Below are 23,458 nucleotides of genomic sequence, written 5' to 3'. Positions count from 1 at the left end.
CGTGCTACGCTGATAGCCGGTTCGTTCTGCGGGGTAATGCCAAATGCCTATCGTTGTGGGTCTGGCCGTTTTGGCCGCGCTGATTTATGGCGCGGTGTGGTCGTTCGATGCTTTGTGGGCGCATTTTGGGCTTGGGGTTGCGGTTGGCGCGGCCGTGCTTGCTGCTGCTGGGGTCGCGGCGGCGGTGGTGTATTGGCTGCGGCGTCGGCGGGAAGTGGCGGCCAATATCCATGACGGCGACTGGACCCATGAGCTCAAGGCCGACTGGGGATTTGTCCGGCTCGCCGCCGGGAAGCGGTTATGTACGGTGGACCTCCACGGTGTGCATGGCGATTATATTTTTGCCGATATTCAAGGGGCTGAGGTCGAGCGGATTGATGGCGGGTTTCAGCTTGCCTTGAAAGTTCGGGATGCTAAACGCTCTCTGTGGAATTTGCCCATGCGGAATGAGGGAGAGGCTAAGCGGTGGGGGAGGGTGTTTGGGTTGGCTATTGAGCAGAGGCTTTGAGGTTTTGCTTTTTTTGCCTGTGCGGCGCTTGGGTGGTTGTTTTTGCTGTTTTGGCCTTTCCTTGCATTCTTATTGGTTTGCTGGCGATGCCCCTGTGCGGGGCGGCACTTACTTTCTTTGCCGCCGCAAAGAAAGTAAGCAAAGAAAGCGGGCTGCAACCGCTAGCCGGTAGTGAGCCATCCCAGTTTGCAACGGGAAACGGCCCAAGACGAGATGTGCCCTCGCGCCTCCAACTCCTAATGACACAGGGCTCATCCGCTCCGGCGTTGCGCTGCGCGCCCCGCCGTTGGGTATAGCGCTTTGTGGTTGTTTCGTCGGGCTTTTGGTGTGTCGTGTAATGCATAAAAGTCCGTCTTAACGTTATAGACGCAGACCCAGTTTTCCCACGCCTACCCATCCGCGGCACGCGAAGTGTGCTCGCGGGATGAATGAGCGCTGTGTCACGAAGATGGGAAATGCGACGGACGGTCTCGTCTCGGACCACTCCGAGATCAGGCAAGAGATGGACACCTACAAGCTAGCGGTGTGAAGCCCGCTTTCTTTGCTTACTTTCTTTGCGGCGGCAAAGAAAGTAAGTGCCGCCCCGCACAGGGGCATCACCAGCAAACCACTAACACAGCAAGGAAAGGCCAACGCCCTAAAAAACCCACCACCCCGTCGGCAAGACAAAAAAACAACCCCCCCATCACCCCCCAGCCACCCGCCCCAACCGCCCGCGCGAGCGCCTCTCCCACCGAACCCGAATCCGGTCCATATAAAGATAAACAACCGGCGTGGTATAGAGCGTCAGCATCTGACTAACAATCAAACCGCCAACAATCGCAATGCCCAGTGGAGCACGCAGCTCCGCCCCATCGCCATTCCCGAACGCCAGCGGCAAAGCTCCCAGCAAAGCAGCACAGGTCGTCATCATGATCGGCCGAAACCGCAACAGGCACGCCTGATGAATCGCATCGTAGGACGACAAACCCTGGCGGGACGCCTCGATAGCAAAATCGATCATCATGATCGCGTTCTTCTTGACGATGCCAATCAGCAGAATCACCGCGATCAAGGCAATGATGCTGAACTCGGTCTGAAACAGCAGCAGCGCCAGCAGTGCCCCCACGCCCGCCGACGGCAACGTCGACAGGATCGTCAACGGATGGATGTAGCTCTCATACAGAATCCCCAGCACGATATACACCGCCGCCAGCGCGGCCAGAATCAGCAGCGGCATGTCCGAGAGCGACTGCTGGAACGCCTGCGCCGTGCCCTGGAAGCTGCCGTGGATCGTGCCCGGCATGCCGATCTGCGCCATCGTGTCGTAGATCGCCTGGGTCGCGTCCGATAAGGATTTGCCCGGTGGCAGGTTGAACGAAATCGTCGACGCCACGAACTGGCTCTGGTGATTCACCGACAGCGGCGTGCTGCCCGGACCGAAGCTCGCCAGCGCCGAGAGCGGAATCATCGTTTCCTTCGCGGTCGATACCGCCGCGCCCGACGACGCGCTCGACTTGCCGCTCGCTGCCAGCGAATTGATCGCCAGATTGCGCGCCGAATCCGCGGCGATCGCCGCCGCGCTCGATGCCGTCGTGCCCGCCGTGCCGCCGCCCGAGGCGCCCGACGTGCCGGACGTACTCGTGCTGCTGGTATTGGCGACCGGCGGCGTCACCGTGCCCGCTGTCGCGTTGGTGGTCTGCGCGCCGCTCGCGCTGCCTCCCGACGTGCTGACGTAAATCTGGTTCAGCATGTCCGGGCTTTGCCAGTATTTCGGCGCTACTTCCATCACCACGTGGTACTGGTTGAGCGGGTTATAAATCGTCGACACCTGGCGCTGGCCGAAGGCGTCGTAGAGCGTGTTGTCGATCTGCGCCGGCTGGATGTTCAGGCGCGCTGCGCTCGCGCGGTCGATCGTCACCATCGATTCGAGCCCGCCTTGCTGTTGGTCGGAATTGACGTCCGCCAGTTCCGGGCGCGCCTGCAAGGCCTCGGTGAGTTTCGGGCCCCACGTGTACAGGTCGGAGGTCGAATCGGCTAGCAGCGTGAACTGATACTGCGCGTTCGATTGCCGCCCGCCCACGCGGATGTCCTGCACGGCCTGCAGGAAAGTGCGCACGCCCGCGACATTGGAGAGCGGTCCGCGCAATTGCTGGATCACTTCGTCCGCCGAGACACGGCGCCCCGGCTTCGACTTCAACTGCACGTACATGAAGCCCGAGTTGGTCTGCCGTCCGCCCGTGAAACCGACCACGCCATCCACCGCCGGGTTCTCGCCGACGATCTTCATCATCTCGGCGAACTTGCCCTTCATGCCCTGGAACGAGGTGGACTGGTCGGCCTGGATGCCGCCGACCATGCGGCCGGTGTCCTGCTGCGGAAAGAAGCCTTTCGGGATGATCACGTAGAGCCAGACGTTCAGCACGACCGTGGCGATCAGCACCAGCAGGATCAGCAGCGGATGCCGCAGCGACCAGCCGAGCGTGCGCTCATAACCGCGCTGCATGGACTGGAAGCCGCGTTCGAGCCAGCGCGCGACGCGGCCTTCCTCTTTGCGCTCGTGCGGCTCGTTGAGCAGGCGCGAGCACATCATCGGCGTGAGCGTGAGCGAGACCAGCAGCGACACCGCAATCGCGAGCGAAAGCGTCAGCGCAAACTCGCGGAACAGGCGTCCGACGATGCCGCCCATCAGCAGAATCGGCAGAAACACTGCGACCAGCGAGATGCTGATCGACACCACCGTAAAGCCGACTTCGCGTGCGCCGAGGAACGCGGCTTGCATGCGCGGCACGCCGTCTTCGATGTGCCGCGAGATGTTTTCCAGCACCACGATCGCGTCGTCGACCACGAAGCCGGTCGCGATCGTCAGCGCCATCAAGGACAGGTTGTCGATCGAGAAACCCATCAGATACATGGCGCCAAACGTGCCGATGATCGAGATCGGTACGGCGACGCTGGGAATCAGCGTGGCGCGCCAGTTGCGCAGGAACAGGAACACCACCATCACCACCAGCGCCACGGCGATGATCAAGGTGTGCTCCGTATCGACCAGCGAGGCACGGATGGTGGTGGAGCGGTCCACGGTCGGGATCACGTCGACGTCCGCCGGCAGCGACGCCTTCAGTTGCGGCAGCATCCCCTTGACGCGGTCGACGGTATCGATGATGTTGGCGCCCGGCTGGCGATACAGGATCACCAGCACCGAGCGCTTGCCGTTGTAGAGACCGAGATTGCGCAGATCCTCGACGGAATCGACCACCTCGGACACATCCGACAAGTGGACGCCCGCGCCATTGCGATAGGCGATGACCAGGTCTTTGTACTGCGATGCCTTGTTCGCCTGGTCGTTGGTGTAAAGCTGCACGTGGTTCGCGCCGAACTCGATCGAGCCCTTCGGACTGTTCGCGTTCGCCGAGGCGAGCGCGGCCCGCACGTCTTCGAGCCCGATGCCGTAGTGAAACAGCATCTGCGGTTCCAGTTCCACGCGCACCGCCGGATTGGCCGAGCCGCTGACGTCGACTTCGCCGATGCCGTCCACCTGCGAAAGCGACTGCTGCAAGACGGTCGCGGCCGAGTCGTACAACTGGCCGGCCGTCAGCGTGTTGGACGTGAGGGCCAGAATCAGGATCGGCGCGTCGGCCGGGTTGACCTTGTGATACGTCGGGTTGCTGCGCAGGCTCGCGGGCAGGTCGGCGCGCGCCGCGTTGATGGCTGCCTGCACGTCGCGCGCGGCGCCGTCGATGTCACGGTTCAGGCCGAACTGCAGCGTGATGCGCGACGAGCCCACCGAGCTTTGCGAGGTCATCTCGGTGACGTCGGCAATCGACCCCAGGTGCCGTTCGAGCGGGCTCGCCACGCTGGTGGCGACCGTCTCCGGACTCGCGCCCGGCAGCGAGGCCTGTACCGAGATGGTGGGGAAGTCCACTTGCGGCAGCGGCGCGACCGGCAGTTTCGTAAAGGCGAACACGCCGGACAGCGCAATGCCGATCGCCAGCAGCGTCGTGGCAACCGGCCGGGCGATAAACGGACGCGACAGGTTCATCGCCTAGTTCCCCGCGTCGGTGGCGGGTGGCGGGGTGGGGCGGCCGTCCTGGTCGTGACGGTCGTGATCGTCACGATGAAAGCGGGCGCGGACGCGCCGCGCCAGCGAGTCGAAGCCGAGGTAGATCACCGGTGTGGTGAACAGCGTCAGCATCTGGCTCACGATCAGGCCGCCGGCAATCGCAATCCCGAGCGGGCGGCGCAGTTCCGAACCCGCGCCGGTGCCGAGCATCAGCGGCAGCGCGCCAAGCAGGGCCGCCATGGTGGTCATCAGGATGGGCCGAAAGCGCAGCAGACACGCCTGGTAAATCGCCTCGCGCGGCGTCTTGCCCTGTTCGCGTTCGGCCTCGAGCGCGAAGTCGATCATCATGATGGCGTTCTTCTTCACGATACCGATCAGCAGCACGATACCGATGATGCCGATGATGTCGAGATCATGCCCCGTGATCAGCAGCGCCAGCAACGCGCCGACGCCGGCCGAAGGCAGCGTCGAGAGAATCGTGATCGGGTGGATGAAGCTCTCGTACAGCACGCCGAGCACGATATACATGGTGACGATGGCGGCAAGGATCAGGAACAGTTCGTTCGAGAGCGACGCCTGAAACGCCAGCGCCGCGCCCTGGAAGCGTGTCTGGAACGAGGCCGGCAGGCCGATGTCCTGCTCCGCCTGGTTGATCGCCTTGACGGCGGCGCCGAGCGACGAGCCCGGTGCGAGGTTGAACGACACCGTGGTGGCCGGGAACTGGCTCAGGTGGGTGACCAGCAGCGGCGCCGGCTGTTCGACGAACTTCGCGATGGACGACAACGGCACCTGGCCGCCCGTCGACGTGGAAGAGGGCAGGTAGATCGCGTTCAACGAGTCCGCGTAATGCTGCACCTGTGGCTGCGCTTCGAGAATCACGCGGTACTGGTTCGACTGCGTGAAGATGGTCGAGATGATGCGCTGGCCGAATGCGTCGTACAGCGCGCTGTCGACCGTGGCCGGCGTGATGCCGTAGCGCGACGCGCTGGCGCGGTCGATTTCCACGTAGACCGACGAGCCGTTTTCCTGCAGGTCGGTGGCGACATCGGCCAGTTCCGGCGCCTGTTTGAGCCGGTCGACCAGTTTCGGCACCCAGGTGGCGAATTCGGCGATGTTCGGATCGGTCAGCATGAACTGATACTGCGTCGGGCTGACGGTGGCGTCGATGGTCAGATCCTGCACCGGCTGCATGAACAGCGACGCGCCCGGAATATGCGCCACGTCCTTTTGTAGCTGCCGGATCACGTCGCTGGCGGTGTTGCTGCGGTCGTCGCGCGGCTTCAGGTTGATCAGCATGCGGCCGCTGTTCAGCGTGATGTTATTGCCGTCCACGCCGATGAACGAGGTCAGGCTCTCCACGTCCGGGTTCTTCAGGATTTGCGCGGCCAGTTCCTGCTGACGCTCCGCCATCGATTCGTATGAGACCGACTGCGGCGCCTGGGTGATGGCCTGGATCACGCCGGTGTCCTGCACCGGAAAGAAGCCCTTCGGAATGAACACGTATAGCACGCCGGTCAGCACCAGCGTGAGCACGGCGACGAACAGGGTCGAGCGCTGACGGTCCAGCACCCAGGTCAGCGCGACTGCGTAGCGCGCAATGATGTAGTCGATGAAGGCGTGCGCTTTGGTTTCGAAGCGGTGGGCGTCCTTCGGCGGTGTGTGGCGCAGCAGCTTCGCGCACATCATCGGCACCAGCGTGAGCGAGACGACCGCCGAAATCACAATGGTCACGGCCAGCGTGATCGCGAATTCGTGAAACAGACGCCCGACCACGTCGCCCATGAACAGCAGCGGAATCAGCACGGCGATCAGCGATACGGTCAACGAAATGATCGTGAAGCCGATCTGCTTCGAGCCCTTGAGCGCCGCTTCGAGCGCCGTCTCGCCTTCTTCGACGTAGCGCGCGATGTTCTCGATCATCACGATGGCGTCGTCGACCACGAAGCCGGTGGCGATGGTAAGCGCCATCAGCGAGAGGTTGTCGAGCGAGAAGCCGCACAGATACATCACGGCGAGCGTGCCGATCAGCGAAAGCGGCACGGACAGGCTCGGGATGATGGTGGCGTAGAGGTTGGCGAGGAACAGGTACATCACCAGCACCACCAGCACTACCGACATCAGCAGTTCGAACTGCACGTCGCGCACCGAGGCACGGATCGTGGTGGTGCGGTCGGTGACGATCCTCACGTTCAGCGCGGCGGGCAGCGACGCCTGCAGTTGCGGCAGCAGCGCCTTGACGCTGTCGACCACCTGGATCACGTTGGCGCCCGGCTGGCGCTGTACGTTCAGGATGATGGCCGGCGTGCCGTCCACCCACGCGCCGAGCTTGGTGTTCTCCGCGCCCTGCACGATGGTGGCGACGTCCGTCAGCATGACTGGCCGGCCGTTCTTGTAGGCGATCACCGCGCTCTTGTAGGCGTTGGCGTCGGTCAACTGGTCGTTGGCGTTGATCGTGTAGGCGCGTGTCGGGCCGTCGAAATTACCCTTCGGCGTATTGACGTTCAGATTCGAAATGGTGGTGCGCAAGTCGTCCAGATTCAGACCGTAGGCAGCCAGCGCACGCGGGTTGGCCTGAATTCGCACCGCAGGACGCTGGCCACCTGACAGGCTCACCAGACCCACGCCCGCCACCTGGGAAATCTTCTGCGCAAGGCGCGTGTCGGCCAGATCCTGCACCTGCGTCAACGGCATGGTCGGCGAGGTGAGGGCGAGCGTGATGATCGGCGCGTCGGCCGGGTTGACCTTGGCGTAGATCGGCGGCGCGGGCAGGTCGGACGGCAGCAGGTTGCCGGCGGCGTTGATGGCGGCCTGGACTTCCTGCTCGGCGATATCGAGCGGCAGGTCGAGGCTGAACTGCAGCGTGATGATCGACGAGCCCGCCGAGCTTTGCGACGACATCTGGTTCAGAGACGGCATCTGGCCGAACTGCCGTTCGAGCGGCGCGGTGACCGAAGAAGTCATCACGTCCGGACTCGCGCCCGGATAGAAGGTTTGCACCTGGATGGTCGGGTAGTCGACTTCGGGCAACGCCGAAAGCGGCAGGAAGCGCAGCGCGACGAGCCCGACCAGCATGATCGCCGCCATCAGAAGGGCGGTGCCGACCGGGCGCAGGATAAAGGCGCGGGATGGATTCATGCGGGTTCAGTCAGCCTTTATTCCGAGGCTTGCGCCGCGTGTCTGTGATGATGCCCATGCGCGCCGGACGCGCCCCACGCTCCCGACGCGCCACGCCAGCCGTGCGCGCCCGAAGCGCCCGCGGCACCCGACGCGCCACGCGGACGATCGGCAGGAATGGTGATCTTCGCACCTTCCTTCAGACGGTCGGAGCCGTCGATCACGACCCGCTCGCCTGCTTGCAGGCCGGAGGCGATGCTGGTGCGTTCGCCATCCACCGGGCCGATCCTGACCGGCCGCACGGTGACCGTGCTGTCATCCTGCACGACGTAGACGAACTGACCCATCGAGCCGTTCAGCACGGCGGAGGTCGGCACGATCACGGCGTCGTGAATCGTATTCACCAGCAGGCGCGCGTTGACGAACTGGTTCGGGAACAGCAGGTTGTCGTCGTTGTTGAACATGGCGCGCAGTTTGAGCGTGCCGGTGGTGGTGTCGATCTGGTTGTCGAGCGTTTCGAGCGCGCCGCCCGCGAGCGAGGTGGTATTGCTGCGGTCATACGCGGTGACCGAAAGTTTCTGGCCCGCCTGCACCTGCTTCATGATCTGCGGCAGGCTGTCTTCGGAGACGGTGAAAATCACGCTGATCGGCTGCAGTTGCGTGATCACGACAATGCCGTTGGCGAGGCTCGGCGTGACGTAGTTGCCGGGGTCGACCTGGCGCAGCCCCACGCGGCCCGACACGGGCGCCGTGATGCGCGCGTAAATCAGATCGAGCTTGTAGGTATCGATGTTGGCCTGATCCGACTTCACGGTGCCGATATATTGCTGGACCAGCGACGCCTGGGTGTCGACCTGCTGGCTTGCGATCGAATCCTGGGCCAGCAGCGTCTGATAACGCTTCAGGTCCAGACGTGCGGTTTGCAGCAGCGCCTGGTCGCGAGCCAGCGCGCCCTCGGCATTTTCCAGCGAAATCTGATACGGGCGCGGGTCGATCTGCGCAAGCAGGTCGCCCTTTTTGACCATCTGGCCTTCCTGGAAGGCGACCGTTTGCAGGGTGCCGCTCAATTGCGTCTGCACGGTGACGGTGGCAAGCGGCGTGACAGTGCCGAGCGCAGTGAGCACGACCGGCATGTCGCCTTGCGTGGCCGTGGCGACGTGCACCGGCTGCGGCTGGTTGCCGAACCCTGCGCCGCCGCGGCCATGCCGGCCGCCGCGTTCACTCTGCGCGCCCACGCCTGCACCGCCGGCCGGGCCGCCCCACGGATGCCAGCGCCACACGACGATGCCCGCTACGACCAATGCCGCGACGATCAGCCCGACGGTGCGCCCCCGATGCCGTTTGCCACCGCTGTGCATCGGGCCGGTCCCGCCGGCGGACGGCTGGCCGGCCGGGGCTTGTGTGCGTGAAGTTTCCGGATGCTGTTGTTGTTCGTCCATCGATTCGTTCAGGTGGCTGGCGTGGAGTTAGGCAGGGGTGCGAAATGCCGGTTCGGGGTAAATGCGTCGCGCCGGCATGACAGGCAGGCTGCGTCGACCGCACACGTCACGCAGATGCTCGGCGCGTGGCGACGCAAGACGCGGGAAAAATCCAGTTGCAAAGCGGTTTCGTGACAGCCGCGTGGACTGCGGCGCCTGCCGGATGCGACCCGCGCGGACTGCTTTGAACATGCGGATCGGTGGCAGCAAGCTAGACGAAAGCATGATCCTACGTCCCTGGCTTCGTTACCGTCCAGTGATGTATTTTTCGGTTGGTTACGCGCGTTACAGCACGCGGAATTTCGCCCGCGGCGAGTGTCGGCGCGAGGCCCGCGGCGAGGGTGCCGGCCGGCCGCGAACAAGCCGGCGCGCACCGCTCAATTGTCGAGCCGCCGCCCAGGCGTGCCGCCGATTTCGAGCGCGATATTGGCGATGCACTCGAGCAGCAGCGGCGCCGCGCGCGACATCAACCAGTCGCGCGGGCATTGATGAGCCGAGCCGCCGCAATTGACGGCATAGCGCTCGCCCGATGGACCGACAAACCCGGCGGCAATCGCATTGAGGCCGTCGTGCCATTCGCCGGTGGCGATGGCGAAGCCCTGGACCGCGGTTTCGCGTAACGCCTGGTCGAGCCGGTCGCTAATATGCCCCCAGTCGTCGCCTTCGGCCGCCTGTAGTCCGAGCAGCAGCTTTTCGCGTTCGGGTTCCACCAGCACCGCCAGATACGCGCGGCCGACGGCGGTGCGGCTCAGGTTCATCCGCGAGCCGACTTCGAGCCGCGACACCAGCACGGCCGAACGGGGCTTGATGGCGTCGATCACCACCATGTCGAGCCGGTCGCGCACGGCCAGATGCACGGAGAGCGAGGTGCGTTCGGCGAGGTCGATCAGGAATGGCCTTGCGCGTGCGCGAATATCGAAGTTGCGCAGAAAGCCATTGCTCAATTCCAGCACCGACGAGGTCAGTACAAAACGCTCGCTATCCGGCAGGCGCAACAGGAAGCCCGCGCTCACGAGCGTGGCCGTGATGCGCGAAACAGTGGGTTTGGGAATGCCGGTGAGTTCGGTCAGTTCGCGATTGCTGAGCGGCGCATCCGCCGCCGCAATACAACGCAACACGGTCAGGCCGCGGGCGAGCGCCGTGACTTCATCGCCTGAACCGTCTTTTTCTTTGGCGGCATCGGTACCGCGAGACAGCGTGGATTCGTGGGTCATCTCATTAATATGAAACTGAGTTTCAATTTATGCATTTGTGCCGTTCCGCCGAACCGCAAATTGCGGTGCCGAACTTGCACCATAATGACGCACGCTGGCTAAATTTGGTATGACAATTCATTGTAATAGAAGGCTGTCGCTAACAAGTCTCCGCTCCGATAGATTTTGCTTGACTTAGTCAGGATAACCGTAAAAAATGGAATCTTATTTCGAAAGGAAGGCTGTCGTGTGAGTAGCGCACGGCAGTTGGAGCCTCGCCCAGCATGCTGTAAGGCCCGGGCAGCAGGGCGCCGGTGGCACTCTAGTGCAGGTACGGCGCCGTCAGGCAGCCCTTTCGAATCCCCTCTCTCAGGTTCTAGCACGGCCCTCGGAATGGCTAGAACTTTTAAGGCGTCACGGTCACGTGACGCCTTTTTTTTCGTTCGCGCATTCACGAATGGGATTGGAAAAGGGGAAATTGAGTGCGCTGTAATATCCCGTAAGGACCTGACTTTGAGGATAGTCGATGCGCGCAGCATATTGACGCTTTTTCGAAATTCGCGGAAATAAAAAAAAGCCGCTCCGGCGTGACAAGTGAGAAGGGGATGTCGGAGCGGCTGCAGCGAAAACGAGAGGGCTTATTTAAACCGGTGCTTAGAACTTATACGTCGCTCCCACTTGCACGAAGCGTCCGATATACGAATACAGCGACTGGTCATAACCGGTTTGATCCAGTTCGCTGTCGGCGAACAGCGGATCGAACGGCGGCGTGCGGTTGAAGATATTGTCGATGCCGCCATAGATGGTCCAGTGCTTGAAGCCCGTGTACGTCATCATCAGATTGAACTCGCTATACGAGCCGACCTTGCCCGACGGTGTGGAATTCAACGCCTGATCGGCCGAAGCCAGCGCCTGGGCATACGGGCCGACGAACTGCCAAGAGAGCGCCGCGTTGAACTGGTGGTAATTCCAGTCGAGCGTGGTATTGCCCTTCCAGCGCGGGAAGCTGCCGCCGAACGGTTGTGACAGCGTGAAGTTATTGCCCGCGGCGTTGATCTTGCCGTTCGGCGTATCGAGGTTGTAGTCGTTGACATAAGCCCAGTCCGCCGACAGCGTGAAGGTACCGATCTTCGTCGGCAGCGACTGACGGAAGGTGGCCTCGAAGCCGTTGGTATCGAGCGATCCGAGATTCTCGTAAGGGAAATCTTCGAAGAGGATCTGGCCGTTCGCCGGGTTCGTGACTACCTGGGACGGATTCAGCGCCTCGCCGATCACGTTGTCGATATGGATCTTGTACCAGTCGAGGCCCACGTCGGTCGTGCGGGTCGGCGACAGCTGGAAGCCGATATCGTAGTTCTTGGTCCGTTCCGGCTGCAGGTTCGGGTTGCCTTGGGTGATCGTCGTAACCGTGCCGTTCGGCAGGTCCTGAATCCCCAGCGTCTGCGAGGTGCTGTCTTCCACGAAGGTCGGCGCACGGAAGCCGCGCGTGTACGACGTGAACATCGTCAGCGCCTGCACCGGCTGGTAGCGCAGGGCGAAGCGCGGCGAGAACGCGCCGCCGAAATCGCTGTAGTGGTCGTAGCGTCCCGACTGGCTGAAGGTCAGGTTGCGGACGATCGGCACGTCGACCTGGTAATACACGGCGGCCACATTGCGCTCGCCGTTGACCGACTCCAGATTCGGGTTCGCCACCTGGCCCGTCAGGAACTCGCTGCCCTGGTTGAGGAACTCGCTCTCATGCAGGAACTGTGCGCCAAAGCCGAGGCCTACGTCGCCGGTCGGCAGATGGAACAGGTTCGGCGTCGAGAGGGTTGCGTCGACCGTATCGAGCTTCGAGATGCCCTCGTTGGTCGCGTTCTGGTAGAGGCCGTTGAGTCCGTTCGGTGTCGAGGCCGGGTTGGCGAAGTTGAAGACGCCGTTCTGGAAGATGTTGTTGAGCGCGTTGACGTTCAACTGGTTCGTATAGGTGTTGTCGACCGTGCTTTGCGAGTGGCTGATCGATGTCGCCCAGTCCCAGTCGCCATACGGCAGCGTGAACGAGCCCTTGACGCCAGTGGAGGCGCGCCAGTAGTTGGCATCCGTTTTTTCGGCCACGGTGTTCGGAAACGCGTAAGTCAGCGGGGTGGCCACGCCGTTCGGATTGAACGGGTTGGTCACCGGCACGACATTGTTGAACGGTGCCAATGCGCCGCCCGGACCCAGCACCAGCGTCGGCGTTTGCGGGCTGCCCACGATATTGCCGTCGAGGCCGAGGTTGTAGGTGGTCTCGTTGTGGCTTTCCCACAGGTCGGCGAATGCGGTGGTCGTATCGTCGATCTTGAAGTCCGCATGCACCTTCGCGCTCAGACGTTGCGTCTGCGGCTCGATGGAGGTGCTGTTCGCCGAATTGAAGGCGCACACCGTGCCGGGGCCGCCTGAAAAGGCGCCGAGAAAATTGCTGGCCGCCGGATGCACCGAGCCGCCGAACGGACAATTGCTCAACGCCTGCGGACCGTTGGGCGTGTTCCAGAACGACGGCGCGAGCAGCGACAGGCCGCCGGGCTTGCCGGTGAAATCCTGCGCCGAGGTCGAATCGCGATCGGCGAGCGTGGAGCCGGCGTCCTGATAGACGCTCGCCGCCGCCGTGATGTTGAAGCGGTCGGAGTTCAGGTCGCCGAAGCCGCCGAGCACGCTGAACTTGGTGGTGCCGTTGCCCGCGCCGTTGCTGACCGAACTGCCGTAGCTGCCGTCCAGTTGCAGGCCCTGATAGTCGTGCTTCGTGATGATGTTGACCACACCCGCCACCGCGTCGGAGCCGTATTGCGACACGGCGCCGGTCTTGACGATTTCGATACGGTCGATGACGTTCAGCGGCAGCGTGTTCAGGTCGAAGAAGTTGTCCACGCTATTGGAGAAGAACGCGAACGGCGCAACGCGCTGTCCGTCCACCAGCACCAGCGTGTATTTCTCGCTCAGGCCGCGCAGGGCGAGACCCGCAGCACCCGGCGCAAAGTTGCCGGTTTGACCTTCGCTCCAGCTATTGGCCGAGTTGGCCGTGGTGGAGCGCAGGTAGTCGGCGACGCTGTTCGCGCCGCTGTCCTGAATGTCCTTCTGACTGACAGTCTGCACCTGGTTATAGCCGACCTTGTCCGAGCTGCGGATCAGTGAGCCCGTCACCTGGAACGTTTGCAACTGCTTGACCGCGCCGGACTTGCCGCTGGTGCCGTTTGTGCTGGCGGCGCCGCTTGTACCCGCGGTGCCCGTGCTGCCGTTTTGTGCCGTGCTGGTAGCGGGCACGCCGGACGCCGCGCTGCCCGTGGCTCCGGCCGGCGGCGTGGCGCCCGTTGCTCCTATTGCGGCCGGCTGGCTTTGCGCAAGCGCCGGCACGGCGAACGCGGCTGACAATGCAAGTTCAGCCCAAATGATTCTCTTGATGGCGGTCGCCAAAACTCTTTGCTTCATCTTTCCCCCATACCTGTTAGTAAGGCCACACCGTTGTGCGAAGGACCGTCTTGTGGACGGCCACGCTGATCCATTCACGATCTTTCTAATGTCATGATTTTTAGTTATCCTTACCAAATGCTTGAGTTCACTTTCGATTTGCATATCGCCGGTTATCGCGCGCTATCGGGAACGCGTGTCAAACGGGTCGTAACAAAACGATGACCGCACAATGCCGCATTCAAAAAAATTTGACAGAAGTAAATTTTTTAAGATGAATGGAATAACCGGGGTGCAGAATTCGTTACTCAATCACGGCGTATTGCGTAAATAGAATTCGTGATTCACCGCTCGCAATGGGAAAATGCAATGACAATGCATACGCTGCAAGAAAGCGTTTTTCAGCGAGGGGGAGGCGCAAGGAGGTGGCTGGGCGTAGTGCTATTCGCGTAGTGCTATTGGTTCACGCCCAGCTTGTAGAAAAGGCAGCGGTGCTAACCCGCCGTAAGTCATGGCCTTTCGGGCATGCCTTATCGCGACACCAGCGAGACCGTGGCGATGCCGAGTACGGTCATCAATAGCGAAGTCGAAACGTGAATCGCAATTTCACCCGCGGCCCAGCCGAGGCGCCCTTCCTGCAGACGCTGCACGACTTCCGCGGAGAAGGTCGAAAAGGTGGACAGGCCGCCCATCAAACCGGTGATGACAAAGAGCCGCCATTCGGGCGCGAGCGACGGCACGCGCGCGAAGAACGCCACGGCGACGCCGATCACATAACCGGCAATCACGTTGGAGGCGAGCGTGCCGAGCGGCAGGGCGGGGAATACCGCATTTAGACGCATACCGAGAAACCAGCGGAACAGTGAACCCAATGCGCCGCCAATCCCAACCGCGAGAATCGATAAATACATGGAAAAGATGCCTCGTCAGGCCATCAGGTCGACAAACCGGGTGAACGCAGACAGATAGAATCCGCAGACATCCGGACATGCAGGCATCATCAGCCCACGCGGGCGGTTAAGGGAGAATGCCATCTCCAGCGCGCGATTTTATCATCGCTGCAAACATTTCAGGACGGGCGGCCGGCCCGAAGCCGCCGGCGCATTCCATGCCCCGCGCATAGGGCGTGTTGCGCCAGCCAAGATAGTGGGCGGGATATCACGCTATTCGGCAATTCTCCGTGCCGGGAGTCTTTGTCATCCAGCACAAACGCCGACATAATGTGCTGTGCCCGGCGTGGCCTGCCGGGTTTCCGAACTCCTTCGCGCACGCATGAGACTGACAACTAAAGGATTGCTGCTAATCGCGATTCCTGCCGTATTCGAGCTCGCGCTCCTTTCGGGCCTGGTCAAGGCGCAGGTCGACGCCGAGCAGGCCGAGCGCTGGGCGACTCACAGCGAAGATGTACTGCGCCAGACCACGGCGATTCTGGAGCCGGTGCTGCTCGACTCGGTGCGTCTGCGCGGCGCGGTGCTCAGCAATCGCGCCGACGTCAGCACACCCGTCACCCTGTGGGTGGACATCGACCGGCGTATCGACCAGCTGGCCGAGCTGGTGGCCGACGATCCGCCGCAGGTGGAACGCGCGGCGCAGATTCGCCAGACGGTGCAGGCGTACCGGCAATGGTCGGATCGCGTGCAGGATCTGCTGCATTCGGGCCGTCGCCGTGACGTCGTCGAACGCTTCCGGGAACTCGCCAATACCGATGTGCTCGACCGTTTCCGCGTCCAGATTGCAGCATTCCAGAACGAGGAGCGATTGCTCGACGCGCAGCGGTCGACCGAGGCCGAAGCGGCGCGCGGCCGTCAGCAGGTGCTGGTGGTGGCCGCCGTGCTCGGCTCGCTGCTGTTTGTCGCCCTCGCCATATGGCTCTTCACGCGCGGCGTGCGCGGCCGCCTCGCGCTGCTTTCGGACAATGCAGGACGCCTCGCCGGCAACGAGCCGCTGGCGCCGATCGACCACGGTTCGGATGAGATCGCCCGGCTCGATCAGGCGCTGCACGAAACCAGCCGGCGCCTGATCGAGGCCGAGCGCATTCAGGCCCGCTTCCAGGCCGATCTCGCGCGTCGCGCCAACGAGCTTGCGGCCATCAACGAGACCTTGCGGCAGCAGACCCAGGAAAACGAGATGTTCATCTACAGCGTGTCGCACGATCTGCGCGCGCCCCTCGTCAACCTGCAGGGTTTTTCGAAGGAACTGATTCATGCGTGCGACGATCTGCGCGCAGCGGTCCGGCAGTCGTCGCTGACGCCGGCGCGGCGGCAGAATATCGAGCGGCTCGTCGACGAGGATATCGGCGAGGCCTTGCATTATCTGCAGACCGCCGTGCTGCGCGCCTCGCACATCATCGATGCGCTGCTGCGGCTCTCGCGCGTCGGCCGTGTCGAGTACCGGCGCCAGAAGGTGCAGGTGCGCGACATCGTCCAGCGCGTGATCGACGCCATGCAGGTATCGATCCGCACGCGCGCCGCGCGCGTCGTGGTTCACGATCTGCCCGCGGTATGGGGCGACGCCACCGCGCTCGAGCAGGTGTTCGCCAATCTGCTGGGCAATGCGATCAACTATCTGGATGGGTCGCGCGACGGACGCGTCGAAATCGGCACGACGCCGGCGCCGCCCGGCGTTCATACGTTGCGCATTTTTTATGTAAGAGACAACGGGCTGGGGATCCCGGCGATTGCGATTCCACGCTTATTCAGCGCGTTTCAGCGTTTGCACGGCAATGTCGCCACCGGCGAGGGAATTGGCCTCGCGCTGGTGCGCCGGGTGGTGGAGCGGCACGGCGGCCGCATCTGGGCGGAGTCGACCGAGGGGGTCGGCACGACGTTCTATTTCTCGCTGCCGGAAGCGGAGTTGCTTGCGCCGCGCGCCGAGCCGGAGATGCTGGCGCTGGGCGCGCCGGGGTTCAGTACGCGGTGAACAGCCGGCGCGGTTTGAGCAGCTTGCTGCCGCGAATCGACCAATAGCAGCCGAACCCGACCAGCACAAGCGCGCCCGTCATCACTATCTGCGGCTGCGGACGCAAGCCCAGCAGGCCATCCAGCACGAACAGGCCGCGTACCAGAAGCAGCGAGGCGGCCCACAGGCAGAGCGCCGCCTGCACTAGCAGGCGGGCGGCGGTGACGCGGCGCGCGCGATTTTCAAGCGACCAGTGGCGCGGCGCGCGGCGGCAGAAGAAGGTGATTGCAATAAGTGTGATCGCGAGGATGACGACCCAGTCTGTCAATTCCATCGAAAGGCGCTCCAAAGTCAACCGTCGACTATAAGGAGGCCCTTCGTAATGAACTATCGGATTACTCTCAATTACATTTTAGAGTTCGATGCGGGTGCCAAGCACGACCAGAAATTGCCGCAGCCATTCGGGATGCGCCGGCCATGCGGGCGCGGTGACGAAGTTGCCGTCGGTGATGGCGGCGTCGACCGGAATGTCGGCGTACTCGCCGCCCGCGAGCTTCACTTCCGGCGCGCACGCGGGGTAGGCGGCAATCCGCTTGCCGTGGATCACGTCGGCGGCGGCGAGCAGTTGCGCGGCGTGGCAGATCGCGGCAATCGGCTTACGCTGTTCGGCGAACTGCCGCACGATGTCGATGACCTTCTGGTTCAGGCGCAGATATTCGGGCGCCCGTCCGCCGGCAATCGCCAGCGCGTCGTACTGGCCGGGATCGACGTCGTCGAAGCTCGCGTTCAGCGTGAACTGGTGGCCTGGCTTCTCGGTATAGGTCTGGTCGCCTTCGAAGTCGTGAATGGCCGTCTTGATGCGCTCGCCTGCCGACTTGCCGGGACACACCGCGTCGACGATATGGCCAATTGCCTGTAATGCCTGAAACGGCACCATGGTTTCGTAATCCTCGGCGAAATCGCCGGTCAGGAACAGAATTTTCTTCGCTGCCATCGCATGCCTCCTGTTGAACTGCGGAACACATCGGACGTCCAGCGAGTCTACTCCAATGCGTTTTGACAGCAAGACGACGCGCGCCGCTGCCGGCGTCTGCCTTTGCGGCGGACGCACCGCCGGCGCAGCCTCCTGGGGGCCGCGCGTGACGGGCCGCCGCCGGAACTGCGGGGCGGATGGCGCGAGGGCGTATCATGGGCTCGTTTACGTATGCGGAAGCCGCTCGAGTCGGCTCAGATTTCATCAATGACTTCGTTCAACCATCGTCCCCTCATCCGCCGTGCCGCCTTTGCCGTGGTCCTGCTCGGCGCGCTGGCCGCGTGCCAGAAAAATGACGCCTCGGCGGGCCAGCTCGCCGGCAAGGTGAATGATGCTGCGCAACAGGCCGGCCAGTCTCTGGACCAGGCCGCGAGCTACGTCGGCCAGCAGGTCGATGCGGCCAGGCAGAACATCGATTCGGCGGCTTCGGCGCCGACGACGATCAACATCGACCCGTCGGCACTCGCCTCGGGCGCGCAGGCCAATCTGCAGAGCGCGGCAAGCGAGACCAGCGCGGAGTTCAACAAGGCGGCGTCCCTGACCGGCGCCGGTTTGCAGAATGCGGGGCGCAAGCTGCAGCAATGGTCCGATACCACGGCGGCTTCGTCTGCATCCGCTGCCTCGAACGACACCACCGACAGCAGCGACGCGCAAAAGCAGATGAACAAGTGACGCCCGCGGTTCGGGTAGACCGGTGCCTCGCGCACCGCAATGCGCAAGCGTCCTAACATTCCGTTACGCAAGGATGCGCGTTGTCGAGACAAGTGCGGCTACACTTGGCGTCTGCCGTTTTGTTACGGATTGCCATGAAGTCATGCCACCAGCGGTGTGAGTCCGGGGCTGCGCCGTCGACCGGCGGCCTGCGGGCATTTCGCACTACATTTCAATTTATCCGCCATTCGGCTGCCGACCCTTGGCCGCGCCGCGCCATGCGGGTGCGGCCGTGGGCGCTCGCGTGGTCACTCGCTGTCTGCCTGATTGCGCTCGCGTGTCTGGTTGCGACGCCGCGGCTCGCCCAGGCGGCGGCTCCGACGCCGGTGATTCCGGCCCTGCAGAGCCTGATCAACAGCGCCACGGCGACGCCGGCATCCGATGCCGCGTCGGCAGCCGAAGCGGCTTCCGCGCCGTCGCCGGCCAGCCAGGCCGAACTGGCCCGTTCGCTCGACAGCGTGATCTCGACGCTCGACAACGACCGTCAGCGCAGCGCCCTCGTCACCCAGCTCAAGAAGTTGCGCGACGTCAGCCGGAATGTCGCGCCCGCACCGCCCGCGCAACCGAGTCCCGGTTTGCTGGGCGCCATCGCCTCGGGTATCGCCTCGTTCGAGTCCGGCGTGCATCAGGGCCGCACGCCGCTGCTTTATTGGGGCGGTCGCCTCAATGCAGCCGCCAATGAGCTGTTCACGATCGTCACGGGGCAGGGGCCCGAAAGTCCCGGCAAGATCCTGCTCGACATGGCCGCGATGCTGGCCGGCTGGGGACTGTGCGCATGGGCCCTGATCTATCTGCAGCGCCGCCTGCATGAACGCTACCGTCTCACCTTCGAACTCAAGCCGAATCCGTCGAGCATTGAGCTGCTGCTGTTCGCGCTGCGCCGGGTCGGTCCGTGGATCGTCGCATTTCTGGCCGCGCTGGTGTTCGCGCGCGCCATGCCCGACGCGCTCGGCCGCACGCTGGGCATGGTGGTGGCCTATGCGATCGTCGCCGGGGCGGTGTTTTCCGGCATCTGTCTCATCATGTTTTCGCTATTCGGCTCGGGACATCGGCGTGTCGCGGTGCGGGTGCTGATCGACCATGCGCGGCAACTGCTGTTCGTGATCGGTGTGTGCGCCGCGCTGGGCGACGCCGCGGTGAACTACGATGTCGCGCATCAGCTCGGCCCCAATCTGGCCGAGCTGATTTCGACCGTGGCGAACATGGTCGCCGCCGTGCTGACCGCTTATTTTGCGCTGGCGTTTCGCCGGCCGGTGGCGCACCTGATCCGCAATCGCGCCTACGAGCCGCGCCACGACCACAAAGCCGCGACCGATGCGTTCGACGTTCTCGCCTCGCTCTGGCATGTGCCGGTGCTGCTGCTGGCGAGCGCTTCGGTGATTGCCACCATCGGCGGCTCGGGTTCGAACGAGAACGTGCTGCAGATCTCGGTGGTGACCGCGCTGTTCCTCGTGCTGGCGTTTTTCCTGTCGGCCGTCGTGTTGCGGGTGACGCGGCCGCGCGATATTCGCCGGCATCGCCGCTCGCCTTATCTGCGCCGGCTGCTGCAATTCGTCGGCACGCTGGTGACGCTGTTCATCTGGCTCGGCTTCCTCGAACTGGCCGCGCGGCTGTGGGGCGTGTCGCTCGCGAGCATGATCGAGGAGAACGTCGCGGCGCGCGGCATCGCTCATGCCGTGATGGCGATTCTCACCACCTGGTTCATTGCCTGGCTGCTGTGGATTCTGGTCGACACCGCGATCCGGGAAGCGCTCACGCCGAGCGGTTCGCGCAGCAAATCGCGCAACGCCAGCACGCGGGCGCGCACCATGTTGCCGCTGGTGCGCAATGCGCTGTTCGTCACGCTCGTGACGGTGGCCGGCATCGTCACCGCAGCGAATCTCGGCATCAACGTGACGCCGCTGCTCGCGGGCGCCGGTGTGATCGGCCTGGCTATCGGCTTCGGCGCGCAGTCGCTCGTGACCGATCTGATCACGGGCCTGTTCATCATCATCGAAGATACGATTTCGGTCGGCGACTGGATCGACGTCGATGGCGGGCATGCGGGTACGGTCGAGCATCTGTCGATCCGCACGGTGCGTCTGCGCGACGGGCAGGGCGCGATTCACGCCATTCCGTTTTCGCAGATCAAGATCGTGAAAAACCTGTCGCGCGATTTTGCCTATGCGGTGTTCGAAGTGCGCATGGGTTTTTCCGCGGACGTCGATCAGGTGACCCAGCTCATCCGCGAGGTGGGCGCCGATCTGATGGCCGATTTCCGTTACCGGCGCGAAATGCTGGGTCCGATCGAAGTATGGGGACTCGACCGCTTCGATCCGAACTGGATGGTCGTGAAAGGGCAGATCAAGACGCGGCCGCTGCAGCAATGGAGCGTCGCGCGCGCCTTTAACCTACGGCTGAAGCGCAAGATGGACGAAGCCGGTATCGAGATTCCGGTGCCGCAGATGCGGGTGTTCACGTCGTCCAAGGATAACGAAGGGCAGCCGTTGCCGGATGACGAAGTGCCGGCGCCTTCGCCGGCGTCTTCAGCCGGACGAGATCACGCGCCTCATGGCGGAGTGACCGGTTCAATGCGGCCGGCTGGTTTGAGCGTGGCGGCCCGCGATGTGTCTCACGAGCCGCGCCCGGCGCCGCCCTCAACCGGTCCCGAACCGGTGGCGCCGCAGATTCCCACGGCGGGCGAAGCGGGCAAAAGCTAGGCGTACCCGCCGCACTTTCATGATCCCGCTTCAGGCGGCGGCGGGTTCCACGGCGCGAGTTGCGCGAGCGGCAACTTCGAGCACGTCGTTGACGTGCGTGGCGATATGCGAGCCTTCGACACCGTAGATATGCAGCGAGACCGCCGGCGCGCCGCTCGCGTTGCCGAGCCGATGGATGCCGCTGCGCCCCGCGCGCACGAACGATACCGCGCCGCTCGCGCGCGGCTGGGTACGTGTCTCGACCGCGCGCTGCTGCGCTTCGTTCCAGTCATACACCGTTTCCGACAAGCAGCCGTCCAGCACCGCATAGCCGCACCACGTCTGATGGGCGTGTACGGGGCTCGCCTGGCCGGGCATCCAGACCAGCGCGGCGATGGCATAGCGGCCGTGCGGATCGGCGGCGAGCAGGTGGCGCCGGTAGGTGTCCGCGGCTCCCTCGCGCTGTGCGGGGGCGAGCAGCGCGGGATCGGCGGCGGCTTCGGCTAACGCCGTCCGGATGCCGAGGGCGAAGGACGCGCGTTGCGATGGATCGTTGGAGTGGGCGGATTGCTCGAAGGCCGCGTCCAGTGCCTCGCACAGACGCAGGACGGCCGGCGCGGCGCAGATGGGCGCCGCCGCCGATACGGATAAGGCGCGCGCCGTTTCCTCAGCAACAGAAATCGTACAACGGTCGGCGGCGGACGGGGATATTTCGTGGCTCATAGGGGCGGCGCAAACGCTTGAAGACGGTTATCGGACGGAAATATTTATACCGGTTTGCGCAGAGAAAGAGTTTTCATATAATTCCCCCATGTTGTTTAAAAGTAGAATAATTTCCTATTCGAGGGCAATCATGGGAATGGATATCATCGATCGCAAGCTGCTGGAGTTGCTCCAGGAGGACGCGACCATGCCGATCGCCGAACTGGCGCAGAAGGTCAATCTGTCGCAGACGCCGTGCTGGAAGCGCCTGCAGCGGCTCAAGGAAGCGGGGGTGATTCGCGCACAGGTGGCGCTGTGCGATGCGCGCAAGCTCGGCGTCGGCACCACCGTGTTCGTCGCGGTGCGGACCAACCAGCACACCGAAGCATGGGCGGCCACGTTCACGCGCGCTGTCCAGGAGATTCCCGAGGTGGTGGAGGTTTACCGGATGAGCGGCGAGACCGACTACCTGTTGCGCGTGGTGGTCTCGGATATCGACGACTACGATCGCGTCTACAAGTTGTTGATCGCCGCCGTGCCGCTTTACGACGTGAGTTCGAGCTTCGCGATGGAGCAGATCAAGTATTCGACCGCGCTGCCGGTGCGGGCTACGGCGGTGGCGGAAGGCCGGTGACGGCAGGTTGCGAGGCGGGCGCGGCGCATAACAGGCGCCGCGCCGTCGCGCAGTCGAGCCCTCAAGCGGCGAGGAACTCGCTATAGCGTTGCAGATCGACATTGCCGCCGCTCACGATCACGCCCACCCGCTTGCCCTGCAGCCGGTCCTTCATGGCGCGCGCAGCCGCGAAGCCGAGGCAACCGGTGGGCTCGACCACCATTTTCATTCGCTCTGCGAAGAATTGCATGCAGGCGATCAATTCGTCGTCGGTGGCGGTGAGGATGTCGTCGACATCGCGCTTGATGATCGCGAAGGTGTATTCGCCGAGGTGCTGGGTCTGCGCGCCGTCCGCGATGGTCTTGGGCGTGTCGATGTGGACGATCGAGCCAGTCCGGAACGATTGCTGCCCGTCGTTGCCCGCCGCGGGCTCCACGCCATAGATCAGGCAGTTCGGCGCGAGCTCGCGCGCTGCGAGCGCCGACCCCGACAGCAGGCCGCCGCCGCCCAGACACACAAACAGGGCGTCAAGCGGCCCGACTTCCTCGATCAGTTCCTTGGCGGCCGTACCCTGGCCGGCGAGAACGTCCGGATGATCGTAGGGCGGGATCAGCGTCATGCCGTGCTTCTCGGCGAGTTCGCGGCCTATCGCTTCGCGGTCTTCCGTGTAGCGGTCATAGGTCACGACGTTGCCGCCGTAGCCCTTGGTAGCGGCGACTTTGGCCGCCGGCGCATCCAGCGGCATGATGATGGTGGCGGGAATGCCCAGCAGCTTCGCCGCCAGCGCAATGGCCTGGGCGTGATTGCCGGATGAGAACGCCACCACGCCGGCGGCGCGCTGACGCGCGTCGAATTTCGACAGCGCGTTCATCGCGCCGCGAAACTTGAATGCACCCATGCGCTGGAAGTTTTCGCACTTGAAGAAAACTTCCGCGCCCATCTCCTGGTTGGCGGTGCGCGAGGTCAGGACCGGCGTGCGGTTGGCGGTGGCCGCGATGCGCCCGGCGGCGTCGGCAACGTCCTGGTAAGTCGGGAGATTCAGCATGTTGAGTCCGTCAAAGGTTCGTG

At 63.5% G+C, this 23,458-nt stretch carries 15 protein-coding genes and 1 riboswitch; of the genes, 5 read left to right on the top strand and 10 right to left on the bottom strand.

What is annotated here, in order from left to right:
- Positions 1 to 43 precede the first annotated feature (43 nt).
- Entirely contained in the window at positions 44 to 508 is a 465-nt protein-coding gene (locus tag FQ755_RS11465; RefSeq protein WP_144154127.1) for a hypothetical protein, read from the top strand.
- A gap of 685 nt (positions 509 to 1,193) precedes the next feature.
- On the opposite strand, the gene FQ755_RS11455 is transcribed toward FQ755_RS11465, so the two are convergent.
- From FQ755_RS11455 to crcB, 6 genes are all read right to left on the bottom strand, one after another.
- Complete coding sequence (locus tag FQ755_RS11455; protein ID WP_144154123.1) at positions 1,194 to 4,529, bottom strand: efflux RND transporter permease subunit; 3,336 nt, start codon at positions 4,527 to 4,529, stop codon at positions 1,194 to 1,196.
- A 3-nt stretch (positions 4,530 to 4,532) separates the two neighbouring features.
- Complete coding sequence (locus FQ755_RS11450; RefSeq protein ID WP_144154121.1) at positions 4,533 to 7,685, bottom strand: MdtB/MuxB family multidrug efflux RND transporter permease subunit; 3,153 nt, start codon at positions 7,683 to 7,685, stop codon at positions 4,533 to 4,535.
- Between the two features lie 17 nt (positions 7,686 to 7,702).
- Positions 7,703 to 9,103: an MdtA/MuxA family multidrug efflux RND transporter periplasmic adaptor subunit gene (locus tag FQ755_RS11445; protein WP_144154119.1), complete on the bottom strand. Its 1,401-nt coding sequence runs from the start codon at positions 9,101 to 9,103 to the stop codon at positions 7,703 to 7,705.
- A gap of 416 nt (positions 9,104 to 9,519) precedes the next feature.
- The gene (locus FQ755_RS11440) at positions 9,520 to 10,356 is read right to left on the bottom strand and encodes an IclR family transcriptional regulator (RefSeq protein ID WP_144154117.1); all 837 of its coding nucleotides are present in this window, start codon (positions 10,354 to 10,356) and stop codon (positions 9,520 to 9,522) included.
- A gap of 633 nt (positions 10,357 to 10,989) precedes the next feature.
- Positions 10,990 to 13,776 (bottom strand): TonB-dependent receptor, encoded by a 2,787-nt coding sequence (locus tag FQ755_RS11435; RefSeq protein ID WP_144154115.1) that lies wholly within the window; start codon positions 13,774 to 13,776, stop codon positions 10,990 to 10,992.
- 509 nt (positions 13,777 to 14,285) lie between these two features.
- On the bottom strand, positions 14,286 to 14,666 hold the full coding sequence (gene crcB, locus FQ755_RS11430; protein WP_144154113.1) for a fluoride efflux transporter CrcB: 381 nt from the start codon (positions 14,664 to 14,666) through the stop codon (positions 14,286 to 14,288).
- A 73-nt stretch (positions 14,667 to 14,739) separates the two neighbouring features.
- Positions 14,740 to 14,802: riboswitch (Fluoride riboswitch) on the bottom strand.
- Positions 14,803 to 15,027: 225 nt separating this feature from the next.
- Here crcB and FQ755_RS11425 point away from each other — a divergent pair.
- Positions 15,028 to 16,674 carry a sensor histidine kinase gene (locus FQ755_RS11425; RefSeq protein WP_144154111.1) on the top strand — a complete coding sequence of 549 codons (1,647 nt, stop codon included), beginning with the start codon at positions 15,028 to 15,030 and terminating at the stop codon, positions 16,672 to 16,674.
- Here the strand turns inward: FQ755_RS11425 and FQ755_RS11420 are convergent.
- Together FQ755_RS11420 and FQ755_RS11415 are read right to left on the bottom strand one after the other, a co-directional pair.
- Positions 16,661 to 16,987: a hypothetical protein gene (locus tag FQ755_RS11420; RefSeq protein ID WP_144154654.1), complete on the bottom strand. Its 327-nt coding sequence runs from the start codon at positions 16,985 to 16,987 to the stop codon at positions 16,661 to 16,663. The two genes, FQ755_RS11425 and FQ755_RS11420, sit on opposite strands and share 14 nt — an antisense overlap.
- Positions 16,988 to 17,065: 78 nt before the next feature.
- Positions 17,066 to 17,647 (bottom strand): DJ-1/PfpI family protein, encoded by a 582-nt coding sequence (locus FQ755_RS11415; RefSeq protein ID WP_144154109.1) that lies wholly within the window; start codon positions 17,645 to 17,647, stop codon positions 17,066 to 17,068.
- Between the two features lie 246 nt (positions 17,648 to 17,893).
- Here FQ755_RS11415 and FQ755_RS11410 point away from each other — a divergent pair, with 246 nt between their 5' ends.
- Both FQ755_RS11410 and FQ755_RS11405 read left to right on the top strand, forming a co-directional pair.
- The gene (locus FQ755_RS11410; RefSeq protein ID WP_186308488.1) at positions 17,894 to 18,358 is read left to right on the top strand and encodes a hypothetical protein; all 465 of its coding nucleotides are present in this window, start codon (positions 17,894 to 17,896) and stop codon (positions 18,356 to 18,358) included.
- A gap of 134 nt (positions 18,359 to 18,492) precedes the next feature.
- Positions 18,493 to 21,096, top strand: a complete 2,604-nt coding sequence (locus tag FQ755_RS11405) for a mechanosensitive ion channel family protein (protein ID WP_144154107.1) — start codon at positions 18,493 to 18,495, stop codon at positions 21,094 to 21,096.
- A 30-nt stretch (positions 21,097 to 21,126) separates the two neighbouring features.
- Here FQ755_RS11405 and FQ755_RS11400 read toward each other — a convergent pair whose 3' ends face one another.
- Positions 21,127 to 21,798, bottom strand: coding sequence for a cysteine dioxygenase family protein (locus FQ755_RS11400; RefSeq protein ID WP_144154105.1), 672 nt, complete (start codon positions 21,796 to 21,798; stop codon positions 21,127 to 21,129).
- 130 nt (positions 21,799 to 21,928) lie between these two features.
- Between FQ755_RS11400 and FQ755_RS11395 the strand changes: the two genes are divergently transcribed.
- Positions 21,929 to 22,411: an Lrp/AsnC family transcriptional regulator gene (locus tag FQ755_RS11395; RefSeq protein WP_144154103.1), complete on the top strand. Its 483-nt coding sequence runs from the start codon at positions 21,929 to 21,931 to the stop codon at positions 22,409 to 22,411.
- A 61-nt stretch (positions 22,412 to 22,472) separates the two neighbouring features.
- Here FQ755_RS11395 and FQ755_RS11390 read toward each other — a convergent pair whose 3' ends face one another.
- A complete protein-coding gene (locus tag FQ755_RS11390) occupies positions 22,473 to 23,435 on the bottom strand; it encodes a threo-3-hydroxy-L-aspartate ammonia-lyase (RefSeq protein WP_144154101.1) in 963 nt (320 codons plus the stop codon).
- Positions 23,436 to 23,458 lie beyond the last annotated feature (23 nt).

The organism is Paraburkholderia sp. BCC1885 (assembly GCF_900996235.1).
In the GTDB taxonomy this organism is placed as follows: domain Bacteria; phylum Pseudomonadota; class Gammaproteobacteria; order Burkholderiales; family Burkholderiaceae; genus Paraburkholderia.
This window is presented reverse-complemented; position numbering and strand designations above follow the sequence as displayed.